The sequence below is a fragment of the Gluconobacter kanchanaburiensis NBRC 103587 genome, from assembly GCF_007988905.1.
Taxonomy (GTDB): domain Bacteria; phylum Pseudomonadota; class Alphaproteobacteria; order Acetobacterales; family Acetobacteraceae; genus Gluconobacter; species Gluconobacter kanchanaburiensis.
In genome coordinates this window covers 85,987-97,162 of record NZ_BJVA01000007.1, presented here as the reverse complement: position 1 = coordinate 97,162, position 11,176 = coordinate 85,987, and the positions used below count along the sequence as shown (strand labels likewise).

8 protein-coding genes are annotated in these 11,176 nt (G+C 61.3%); 7 read left to right on the top strand and 1 reads right to left on the bottom strand.

Features of this window, described 5'->3' with window-relative positions; all coding sequences use genetic code 11:
* Positions 1-5: 5 nt before the first annotated feature.
* From dprA to GKA01_RS07530, 5 genes are all read left to right on the top strand, one after another.
* Positions 6-1,190, top strand: a complete 1,185-nt coding sequence (gene dprA, locus GKA01_RS07550) for a DNA-processing protein DprA (protein WP_146860972.1) — start codon at positions 6-8, stop codon at positions 1,188-1,190.
* Positions 1,191-1,215: 25 nt separating this feature from the next.
* Positions 1,216-3,912 carry a type I DNA topoisomerase gene (topA, locus tag GKA01_RS07545; protein ID WP_146860969.1) on the top strand — a complete coding sequence of 899 codons (2,697 nt, stop codon included), beginning with the start codon at positions 1,216-1,218 and terminating at the stop codon, positions 3,910-3,912.
* Positions 3,913-4,089: 177 nt separating this feature from the next.
* On the top strand, positions 4,090-5,862 hold the full coding sequence (locus GKA01_RS07540; protein ID WP_228119959.1) for a S41 family peptidase: 1,773 nt from the start codon (positions 4,090-4,092) through the stop codon (positions 5,860-5,862).
* A 25-nt stretch (positions 5,863-5,887) separates the two neighbouring features.
* The gene (locus GKA01_RS07535; protein WP_146860966.1) at positions 5,888-6,229 is read left to right on the top strand and encodes a DUF1491 family protein; all 342 of its coding nucleotides are present in this window, start codon (positions 5,888-5,890) and stop codon (positions 6,227-6,229) included.
* A gap of 144 nt (positions 6,230-6,373) precedes the next feature.
* A complete protein-coding gene (locus GKA01_RS07530) occupies positions 6,374-7,522 on the top strand; it encodes an OmpA family protein (protein ID WP_146860963.1) in 1,149 nt (382 codons plus the stop codon).
* A gap of 134 nt (positions 7,523-7,656) precedes the next feature.
* Here the strand turns inward: GKA01_RS07530 and GKA01_RS07525 are convergent, their stop codons facing one another.
* Entirely contained in the window at positions 7,657-8,202 is a 546-nt protein-coding gene (locus GKA01_RS07525; protein ID WP_167506331.1) for an Ig-like domain-containing protein, read from the bottom strand.
* Positions 8,203-8,514: 312 nt separating this feature from the next.
* On the opposite strand from GKA01_RS07525, the gene GKA01_RS07520 reads away from it, so the two are divergent.
* Both GKA01_RS07520 and parE read left to right on the top strand, forming a co-directional pair.
* Positions 8,515-9,075, top strand: coding sequence for a hypothetical protein (locus GKA01_RS07520; RefSeq protein WP_146860960.1), 561 nt, complete (start codon positions 8,515-8,517; stop codon positions 9,073-9,075).
* Between the two features lie 83 nt (positions 9,076-9,158).
* Entirely contained in the window at positions 9,159-11,174 is a 2,016-nt protein-coding gene (gene parE, locus GKA01_RS07515) for a DNA topoisomerase IV subunit B (protein ID WP_146860957.1), read from the top strand.
* Positions 11,175-11,176: the final 2 nt, after the last annotated feature.

The window sequence follows — 11,176 nt, the reverse complement described above, 5'->3', positions numbered from 1 at the left end:
GCATCATGACCGCTTCTCTGGGCCTTCCCGCCACCACGTCCTTCACTGACCGAATCGACGCCCTGCGCCTCGCACGCACGCTGGGGGTGGGCCCGGTCAACTTTACGCGACTGATGACCCAGTATGGAAGTGCGGGCGTGGCACTCGCCGCCCTGCCCGGACGGATGCGCAAGGCGGGACGCCGGGACGAAGCCGTCATCCCCAGCGTTTCGTCCATGACGGACGAGCTCGAACGCCTTGAAAAACTGGGCGGACGGATGCTTCTACGGGGCGATGCGGACTATCCACTGATGCTGTCCCGGATCCCGGACGCACCCCCCGTCCTGTTCACTCTTGGTGATGTCCGCAAACTGTCGATGCGGTCTGTCGGGGTTGTGGGCGCACGGAATGCTTCGGCGGCGGGAATCCGGATTGCGGAAAGTCTTTCTGCCGAAATTGCACAGGCCGGGCTTTGCATCATCTCCGGTCTGGCCCGGGGAATCGACTCGGCGGCCCATGCGGCTGCGCTTCATCCGGGACTGACGGTGGCCGCAATCGCAGGAGGCCTCGATCATGTCTACCCGCCCGAAAATACCTCCCTCCAGAAACGAATTGCAGAACAGGGCTGTCTGGTCACGGAATCTCTGCTCGGGACTGCCCCTCTGGCCCGCCATTTCCCACGGCGCAACCGCCTGATCGCCGGGATTTCGCTGGGATGTCTGATCATCGAGGCAACACTGGGATCGGGCACACTGATCACGGCTGAACTGGCCCAGTCTTATAACCGCGAACTGCTGGTCGTGCCCGGATCGCCGCTCGATCCGCGGTCCCGGGGCGGAAACCAGTTGATCAAGACGGGCCAGGCAACTCTGACAGAAAATATCGGTGACATTCTACAGGCTCTTCCCCCGGACCTCCCTCGACGAGAACCAGCTCCGTGGCAGCGTTCAGCATCCCATAATCCGCTCTTAACCGGCTTTTCCGAACCGTCTCACCCATGGAGTGCAACCAGTGAAGCAGACTGGACAGACCCGGATCTGGTCGGAAAAACGGTTTGCGCGCTCCTCTCCGTGACACCCGTAACAGTTGACGACGTGGTGCACCGCTGCCAGTTCTCCGTATCGGCAGTACTTGCGACGCTGGCCGAGCTGGAGCTTGGCGGGGTCGTGGAGTTTGTGCCCGGCGGACGCGTGGCGTTGCTGCCGAACTGAAGTGACGCGGAATACCGGAGTGGCGATGACGGACGTTGTGGTGGTCGAGAGCCCGGCAAAGGCCAAGACGATCAACAAGTATCTGGGAAGCGGATATACCGTGCTCGCTTCATTCGGACATGTGCGGGATCTGCCGCCCAAGGACGGGAGCGTGCGCCCGGACGAAAATTTTGCCATGAGCTGGCAGACGGACGAGCGCGGCGCAAAGCAGATCTCAGCAATCACCAAGGCGCTGAAGGGGGCGAAAAACCTCTATCTCGCCACTGACCCGGATCGCGAAGGCGAAGCGATTTCCTGGCATGTCCGCAGCGTTCTGGAAGAAAAGAAGCTTCTGAAGAACGTGGATGTCCATCGCGTCACCTTCAACGAAATCACCAAATCAGCCGTCACGGCAGCGATGGCAGCTCCACGCGAGCTGGACCGTCCGCTGATTGACGCCTACCTGGCTCGTCGTGCGCTGGACTATCTGGTGGGCTTTACGCTCTCCCCCGTCCTGTGGCGCAAACTGCCGGGCAGCCGGAGCGCCGGGCGGGTGCAGTCCGTCGCACTGCGTCTGATCTGTGAGCGCGAAGCCGAAATCGAGGTTTTCCGTCCGAAAGAATACTGGACCGTCACCGGCGGCTTCACGACGCCCGGCAAGGCCGCCTTTCAGGCCCGTCTGACGCATCTCAAGGGCGAGAAGCTCGACCAGTTCGACCTGAACAACGAACAACTGGCGTTCGGCGCGCGCGATACGGTCCTCGGCGGACAGTTCACGGTGCGCTCCGTCGAGCGCAAGCGCACCAAGCGCAACCCGCCGCCGCCGTTCACGACATCGACCCTCCAGCAGGAGGCGTCCCGCAAACTCGGCATGAGCGCACAGACGACGATGCGTACGGCGCAGCAGCTTTATGAAGGTGTGGATCTGCGCGGCGAAACCACCGGCCTCATCACCTATATGCGAACCGATGGTGTGACGATGGCGAAGGAAGCCATCGGGTCCATCCGCGGGCATATCGGCAAGGCGTTCGGCGATGACTATGTGCCGGATTTCCCGCGCGCTTATTCCACCAAGGCCAAGAACGCGCAGGAGGCCCATGAGGCCATCCGCCCGACTGACGTCTTTCTGACACCCCAACAGGTCGGCCATGCGCTGACACCCGACCAGAAGAAGCTGTACGAGCTGATCTGGAAGCGTTCCGTCGCCTCGCAGATGCAGTCGGCGGAACTGGATCAGGTGGCGGTAACGCTAGCGGATGCGAGTGGCCAGACGCTTCTGCGCGCCACGGGTTCGACCATCGCATTCGACGGCTTCCTCAAGCTCTATATCGAGGGCCGAGACGATACGAAGGCTGAAGACGAAGACGGCAAGCTCCTGCCGCCGATGAAGGAAGGCGACCGCCTGACGACCGGCGCCGTGGACGCCGAGCAGCATTTCACCCAGCCGCCTCCGCGTTATTCGGAAGCCTCGCTCGTCAAGAAAATGGAAGAGATCGGCATTGGCCGTCCCTCGACCTACGCCTCCATTCTCGGCGTACTGCGGGACCGCAATTACGTGCGGCTTGATGCACGGCGTTTCGTGCCTGAAGATCGCGGACGGCTTGTTACAGCGTTCCTGACATCGTTCTTCGAGCGCTATGTGGATTCAGGTTTCACAGCCTCGCTTGAAGAACAGCTTGATGATATTTCAGGCGGCCGTGCGGACTGGCATGATGTCATGGCGGCGTTCTGGCATGATTTCTCGGCTGCTGTAGCGCAGACCAAGGATCTGAAAATCTCGGACGTCATCGACGCTCTGGACGAAGACCTCGCGCCGCATTTCTTCCCGCCCCGCCCCGATGGTGGCGATCCGCGCGTCTGCACCTCCTGCGGAACCGGACGGCTGGGCCTGCGGCTTGGCAAGTTCGGCGCGTTCATCGGCTGTTCGAATTATCCGACCTGCCAGTTCACCCGTCGTCTGGTGGCCGAGGAAGGCGATACCGAAGGGCTGAACGACGGGCCGAAAATTCTAGGCCAGGACCCGGATACCGGGGAGGACATCTCGATCCGGCGCGGACCGTACGGGCTGTATATCCAGCGCGGCGAACCCAATCCCGAGGACAAGAAAGCCAAGCCCAAGCGGACGACCATTCCCAAGGGAATCGACGGCAATACCATGACCATGGAACAGGCGCTGGGACTGCTGTCCCTGCCGCGTCTGGTCGGACTTCACCCCGAAACGGGCGAAAAGATCGAGGCCGGCCTTGGACGGTTCGGGCCATATGTGAAGATGGGCGCCATCTATGGCACGCTCGACAAGGACGACGACGTCCTGACAGTCGGGCTGAACCGGGCCGTAGATTCGCTGGCAAAAAAGCTCGCCTCCATCCGCAATCTGGGACCACACCCCAAGGACGGCGAAGCAGTCATGATCCGCAAGGGACGGTTCGGCCCTTACGCCCAGCATGGTCAGCTGATCGCCAACCTGCCGAAGGGGCAGGACATGGAGGAGGTCACGCTCGATGAAGCGGTGGCGCTTCTGGCGGAAAAGGGCAAGCCACTGAAAGGCGGCGCAAAAAAAACTTCCGCGAAAAAAGCAGCTCCGAAAACGGCAAAAGCCAAGAAAGCTGTTGCGTCTTCGGAAGGGGATGAGACTGCGGCGAAGAAAGTAACGAAGCGTAGCCCGGCCAAATCTGCCACAAAGACGAAAACCACAACAGCGCGGAAGCGTAAGACTGCTTCCGACACCTCGTCGGAAGACTGAAAACAGATCGGGTCGGCAGTGTTGCCAGATGGCACTGCCGACCCCAGATTTGATCTGGCAAGTCTTTACCGTGGCTGAAGTTTGTGGCGTGGTCACGTTACGGGAGCAGCCGTCTTTTGCTATCCCGTCTCCAAGGACCCCGTTTTGCGTCATGCTGTCCGCCCTATGACTTTCACCATGCCGCGCAGCCGAGAGGCGGCATGTCGTCCGGCCCGGGGTCTGGGTCTGGCGGTCTGCATATTGATCTTCATGACCTCCACAGGATCCGCCAGGACACAGGACATCCCTGCTGCCGGATCACCGCTGCCAAACGGCCATCCGGCAGAAACACAGCCATCACCCGCACCGGTAATTCCGCCGCCAGCCCCCTCCTTTTCAGTCTCGGCGACACGCGAAGTTCTGGTCGCGGCGCTCGGTTTTCTGGAGCCCCGGACCCTTGAGGCCCATTCCGCCCGGGATTTCTGCATCTGGGGGCTGGATGGCCTGACCGCGATTGACCCGACCCTCTCCGTTACGGAAACCCATCCTGCTCCTCCCACCCCCCTTGCGTCAGCTCCAAGCACGGCGGTCGCCGCAGAGAAGGCCTCGGACGCTTCGGCACAGTCCCCCTCGGTGCTGACCGTCCTGCAAGGGCAGACCGTCATTTTTTCTCAGCCTGTTCCCCCGGCCGACAGCAATGGCGCATGGGCGGAACTTGTCACGGCGGCCATGCAGGCGGCATGGAAACAGTCCTCCACGCTGCGTGATGCCGGGCCGGACGCACTTTTGCAGGGCTTTTTCGACGAGCTTTTCAATCACCTGGATCCCTATTCCCGCTATCTTGCGCCGGCGCCTGCCCTGTCGGACCGTACGCGCCGTTCAGGAGATACGGGAACCGTGGGACTGACACTCGGACAAAGCGGACGGAAAATCGTGATCGCCGCCGTCAACGCCAACGGACCTGCCTGGGAGGCCGGGGTAGATACGGGCGAGCATCTGGTGTCCGTCAACGGGCGCACGACGCACGGACAGGATGCCGCAACCGTGCAGAGCTGGCTTGAAGGAGACAACCACACCTCCATCACGCTGGGGATTTCCTCCCGAGGGCACCGCACAACGACGGTCCGGCTGGAACGGACGCAGGTTCCGCCAGAGACCGTCTTCGCGTCCAGCGACGGCCCCTTCACCCTGCTACGCGTCGCCTCCTTCTCGACCCAGACCGCCGAGGAAGTCAGCCAGTTTCTGGATCAGGTCGTGGACGATCCAACCCAGACTGCCCCTTCAACCACCTCTCCGGGCAAGAAAGCAGCGGGCATCATCATTGATCTGCGGGGCGATCGCGGCGGCGTCCTCCAGCAGGCCGTCACTACGGCAGCACTCCTGCTCGATCATGGTGTGGCAGTAACCACGCATGGCCGGAATCCACTGGCCAACCATATCTGGGCCGTTCAGGGTGGCGACATGACCAATGGCACCCCTGTGGTCATTCTCGTAGACGGCAGAACGGCGAGCGCGGCGGAAATCCTCGCATCTGCCCTCGCCGATCACCGGCGCGCTGTCGTGATCGGCAGCGAAACGCTTGGCAAAGGCCTCGTGCAGGTCATTGGACAGATGCCCAACAGAGGCGAGCTGTTCGTGACGTGGAGTCGCAATCAGGCGCCTCTCGGCTGGCCGATCCAGGGGCTGGGGGTCATGCCCCAGATCTGCACATCCCTGGGCACGGACTCACTTCAGGCGCAGCTCGCCGCGCTCAGAGAGGGCCATACCCTTCAGGGCGAAGCTATACAGATGGCACGCGCAGCACGTTACCCGGTTCCGGTTGCGAAAATCCTCGAGATCCGGAAGCACTGTCCCGCCGCGATCGGATCGGACTCCGACATGGAAGCAGCACGGGCGCTGCTGTCTTCTCCGGCCGCTTACCGGGCAGCGCTGGAGTCTGTTCCGGACGAGAACAGCGCACCTCTCCACTAATCATGCAGGACGAACGGAAACAACCATGGCCGCACGATTGAAAACGGGACTCTGGGTACGGGCTGTCCTGCGCCGTATTTCTTCCGACGGCACCTCGGCCATGGTGCTGAAAAAAGGTGACGAAGACGCAGGCGCAGTCCTGATCGTCCTGACGGACCGGAGCGGGGGACTCGGGGTCCTGCGGGAAGATGGCAGCGACTGGGTCCGTGTGGACGCCACCGACGCGGAAAGCGTCAACGCCTATCTGGAACGGCAGAAGACCTATGATCCCGATCTGTGGATTATCGAACTTGAGATGCGTGACGTTGCCCAGCCCGTAGAACGCACCCTGGGATCGAGACGCCTCGATCTGGACGAAGAGGCGTAAACTGTGGGAGTGAAGACACAGCACATGGCGAACCTGCCATAAAGAAAACCGTATGATGCGGCATTGTGCTGTGTGATGCGTTGCCATCGTCCGAGCTTTCGGCAAGAACACACACAAGATTTGGCTGGTTGGAGAGAAATGGACATGACGCAGCGATCCGTTGTCAGAACCTGGCTGACCCGAGCCGGGTTCACAGCAGGCGTTTCAATGCTCGTCATGGGTGCCGCAACCGCGCAGCCCATCAAAGGTCTGTACATCGCCGGAGAAGGCGGAGCGAGCTTCAACCAGGACCAGACCGCGCGCCTATCCCCGGTCTTTCCAAGCGGGCGGGACCACTATCAGGCGGGCGTCACCGGCATCGGCAGCCTGGGATATGGCCTTGGCAACGGGTTCCGCGTCGAGGTCGAGGGCAACTACCGCAACAATCGTCTGCAGCAGTTCCGGTCCAGCACCTTCCCGTCTTCCGTCGGTGGCCGTCAGCAGGGCTATGGCGTCATGGCTAACGCCCTGTTCGACATGGATATCGGCAAATCGTGGGTTTTCCCATATTTTGGTGCTGGCGTCGGCTATGGCTGGCAGGCGATGAACACCTATGTTCATGCCCCGAACGGTGCCTTTGACCAGCATGTCGGCGGCACGACCGGAAATTTTGCCTATCAGGGAATTTTCGGTCTTTCCTTCCCCGTTCCCTGGGTTGTGGGTCTGTCAGCGACGGCGGAATACCGCTTCTACACACTGATGGGGCCGAACGGACATAAGGCCACGGCGACCGGAATCTATGGTGGCTGGGACAAGACGAAAGAATTCGGCGTCTCCAGCGGTAACCGCGATACGAGAACGGATTTCAACCATTCGCTGATGCTGGGTCTGCGCTACGAGTTCAATCCGGCGCCCCCGCCGCCGAAACCGGTTGCGGCTCCCATGCCGATCCCGGCTCCTGCGCCCACGCGGACCTATCTCGTATTCTTCGACTGGGATTCTTCTGAACTCAGCACACGCGCCAAAGCTGTTGTGGCTACGGCAGCACGCAATTCCACTTCCGTGCAGGTCACGCATATTGAAGTCAGCGGCTATACTGACAGTTCGGCAGCGCATCCGGGTCACCGGGGTGAAGCTTACAATATGGCGCTCTCCCAGCGCCGTGCGAATACTGTGAAAGAAGAACTGGTGCGTGATGGTGTTGCTGCCGGTCTGATCACAACTCACGGTTTCGGAGAGGCCCATCCGCTCGTGGTCACAGGCCCCAACACCCGCGAAGCGCAGAACCGGCGTGTAGAGATCGACTTCAAGTAAACGGGAAAACAGATCCAGCCTTCTGCTCAACCGGCGGCTTCGTAAGGAGCCGCCGGTTTTTTCGCGCCTGTCAGACAAAAAAAGGGCGGAGAGAAGCCTCCCCGCCCTGTTCCGATCCATGGCTGGAAGGAAACTTACTTCTTGCGACGCACCGTATGACGCACGGTGGCCTTCCGGGCCGTCGTCTTTGCTGGAGTCGGTGCAACAACTGCGGGCGGCTTTGCAACAACGACGCCGGTCGCATCCACTGTGGCGTGAATTGTCAGATGCTCGCGCTTCTGGCCACCGCCGGGGATCAGCTCGGCCGTAAACGAGTCTGTTCCGGCATAGGCTGTGGCCGGCGTGTAATCCACGTAGGTCTTGCCATCGTAGTTATAGAGGAAGGCCTTGCCGTGTGTCGGCGGAGGATTGACGCCGAAAGAGGCGTAGCTACCGCCTAACGGCTTCTGGATGGCAATGGAACACAGGCCGTCATCGCTGCGAACCGTCATATCCACACTCATCGTACCATCGGCAGCCTTCTTGACGGCGGAGACATGGCAGACGGCAGAAGCCCGCTGGTAGCCGAAGGGATTCGGGGCCACGGAACGCTGGACGATCGGCTGCTGGGCACAACCGGAAAGAAGCAGGGAAACGGCCAGTGCCGAACCCAGGGTAATGGCAGAACCTCGCAGACGCACGGTCAACTCCAACGCATCGTGACTGGACAGGCCGCGTTTTCACAGCGGACAGACGTTCGGATGTAGAACAGGACCGCACGAGGCGAAAGACTGCATGGAGGCACTGTCGCCATTTTGACGGTATTTTATACCCCCGACGCGATAAATTGGCTTTGAGGTGGAGAACGCCAATTTTCTGCCACGAAATAATGTTTCGGATTAATGGCTTGCCGCACGTTCCTCAGACGCAGAATCAGCTTTCGCAGGGGGTCGACCGCGGGTAGTCTGTTCCAGTGGTTGTGGCCGGGCGTCCCGGTCTTGTGGAGTCTGTCAATGCCGTCGATCTTTCGCCGTTCCGTCAATAGCCTGTTTGCCGTCGGGCTTTCCTGCGCTACGCTTGCTGCCGTTCACCCCCTCTCCGCCCGCGCTGCGGACTGCGGTAATTCGCCCGCTCACGAAGCTTTCGACGTGGCCGGTCTGAAATCCGAACTTATGGTGACAGCACTGTCCTGCAAGGCTCAGGAACGGTACAATGCCTTCGTCAGCAAGTTCCGTCCGGCCCTGCTGAATGCGGACGAGCGCCTGAACAGCTATTTCCGCACGACTTATGGTCGTCGTGCGCAGGTCGAGCATGATGATTACATCACGCAGCTCGCCGACATCCAGTCGCTCGGCGGCCTGAAGTCCGGGACGGTCTTCTGCCAACAGCGCGAAGCGATGTTCGACGAAATCAACGCACTGGAAACGTCTTCCGACCTTGCCCATTACGCCGAAGCCAAGGACGTTGCCCAGCCGGCTTCCTATGAAAGCTGCGAAGCACCCTCGACGGTAAGCCGCCATTCCCGCAAGGGCGTCACGAAAAAGGCTGCGACGCGCCGCACGAACCGCGCCTGAGACGCTGGATTGCTCAAACGGCTTGAGTTCCTGACCAAAAGGGTTTGCTTGACGTTCCTTAGCCGGGCGGCGACAACGCAAACATGAGCGATCTGTTCGAGTCAGGCAAGACAGGCAAACCAAAGGCCGGAACATCCCGCAAGGGGCCGGTCGATACGGAATATGGTGCCCACGACATTGAGGTGCTGGAAGGGCTTGAACCCGTCCGGCGCCGTCCGGGCATGTATATCGGCGGGACGGATGATACCGCGTATCATCACCTCGCCTCCGAAATCCTCGACAATGCGATGGACGAAGCGGTGGCGGGTCATGCCACAACCATCGACGTGCGGCTGGAAGGCTCGCGCACGCTCATGGTGCGCGACAATGGCCGTGGCATCCCGACTGCCCCTCATCCGAAATTTCCCGAAAAATCCGCGCTTGAGGTGATTTTCACCACGCTTCATGCGGGCGGAAAATTCTCGGGCAAGGCCTATGACACGTCCGGCGGCCTGCATGGTGTGGGCAGTTCGGTGGTCAACGCGCTGTCCGAGAAGCTGGAAGTCGAGGTCGCACGGGATAGGACGCTGTACCGGCAGGATTTCGTGCGCGGTGTCTCGCTGGCGCCGTTGGCTGAAGTGGGCAACGCGCCCAACCGACGCGGCACAACCGTGCGCTTTACGCCCGATCCGGAAATCTTCGGCAATCATCATTTCTCTCCTGCCCGGCTCTACCGGATGTGCTGCTCCAAAGCAGCACTGTTCCGGGGAGTGACGATCCAGTGGAAATGCGAACCTTCCCTGATCAAGGCAGGCGACGAGACGCCGGTTGAGGCCACCATCCAGTTCCCCAACGGGCTGGAAGATGCCCTTTCCGCGGAACTCGGGCCTGATCCGGATCTGCTGACACCGCTCTGGGCGGGAGACGTGGACCTACCGATCGCAGCCGACGGCCGCACGGGGGGGCGCGTAGAATGGGCTGTGGCGTTCCTTGAGAGCGGAACAGCGACCCTGTCCTCGTTCTGCAACACGATTCCCACGCCTCAGGGCGGCACACATGAAGCCGGGTTCCGCGCGGCTCTGGTGAAGGGGTTGCGGGCCTGGGGCGATCAGCGGAAGGTCAAGCGGGCGGCGGCCATTTCGGCGGAAGATGTTCTCGGCTCCGTGGCCGCCAAGCTCTCGGTCTTCATTCGCGATCCACAGTTTCAGGGCCAGACCAAGGACAAGCTGACTTCTCAGGAGGCATCGCGACTGGTCGAGGGTGCGCTGCGCGACCGCGTGGATCACTGGCTGGGCGGCAATCCGCAACAGGCGGACAGTCTGCTGGCCTTCATGGTGGAACGTGCGGAAGAGCGTTTGCGCCGCCGCGAAGTCAAGGACACGGCTCGCAAGAGCGCCACGCGCAAGCTGCGCCTTCCGGGCAAGCTGACGGATTGCACACGCGAAAATGCCGCCGAGACGGAACTGTTCCTCGTGGAGGGCGAATCGGCTGGCGGTTCCGCCCGTCAGGCGCGCGACCGCGAGACACAGGCCGTGCTGCCGCTACGGGGCAAGATCCTCAACGTGGCCTCCGCCACGACCGACAAGCTGCGGGCCAATCAGGAACTTCGGGATCTGACCGAGGCACTGGGCTGCGGCATCGGGGCATCGTTCGATATCAGCCGTCTGCGCTATGGGCGCGTCATCATCATGACGGATGCCGACGTGGACGGAGCGCATATCGCCTCGCTTCTGATGACGTTTTTCTATCGCGAAATGCCTGAACTGATCCGTCAGGGGCATCTGCATCTGGCCCAGCCTCCGCTCTATCGCATCACGCATGGACCAAAGACGGTCTATGCCATGAACGATCAGGACCGGCTGCGGCGGATCAAGACAGATTTCAAGGCCAATGCGAAGGTCGAGGTCTCCCGGTTCAAGGGTCTGGGCGAGATGCCGGTGAAGGATCTCAAGGAAACGACCATGGACCCGGCCCGGCGGACGCTTCTGCGCGTCATCACGCCGCCCGAGGACCGTTTGGCGACCAGCGAACGTGTGGAAAGCCTGATGGGCCGCAAGCCGGAACTGCGGTTCCGCTTTATTCAGGAACACGCCCGCTCCGTTGACGAGCTCGACGTCTGAGC

What these genes read in the sequence shown, in the direction of transcription:
- dprA (WP_146860972.1), top strand. Translation starts at nt 6, where the DNA reads ATGACCGCTTCTCTGGGCCTTCCCGCCACCACGTCCTTCACTGACCGA.
- topA (WP_146860969.1), top strand. Translation starts at nt 1,216, where the DNA reads ATGACGGACGTTGTGGTGGTCGAGAGCCCGGCAAAGGCCAAGACGATC.
- GKA01_RS07540 (WP_228119959.1), top strand. Translation starts at nt 4,090, where the DNA reads ATGCCGCGCAGCCGAGAGGCGGCATGTCGTCCGGCCCGGGGTCTGGGT.
- GKA01_RS07535 (WP_146860966.1), top strand. Translation starts at nt 5,888, where the DNA reads ATGGCCGCACGATTGAAAACGGGACTCTGGGTACGGGCTGTCCTGCGC.
- GKA01_RS07530 (WP_146860963.1), top strand. Translation starts at nt 6,374, where the DNA reads ATGACGCAGCGATCCGTTGTCAGAACCTGGCTGACCCGAGCCGGGTTC.
- GKA01_RS07520 (WP_146860960.1), top strand. Translation starts at nt 8,515, where the DNA reads ATGCCGTCGATCTTTCGCCGTTCCGTCAATAGCCTGTTTGCCGTCGGG.
- parE (WP_146860957.1), top strand. Translation starts at nt 9,159, where the DNA reads ATGAGCGATCTGTTCGAGTCAGGCAAGACAGGCAAACCAAAGGCCGGA.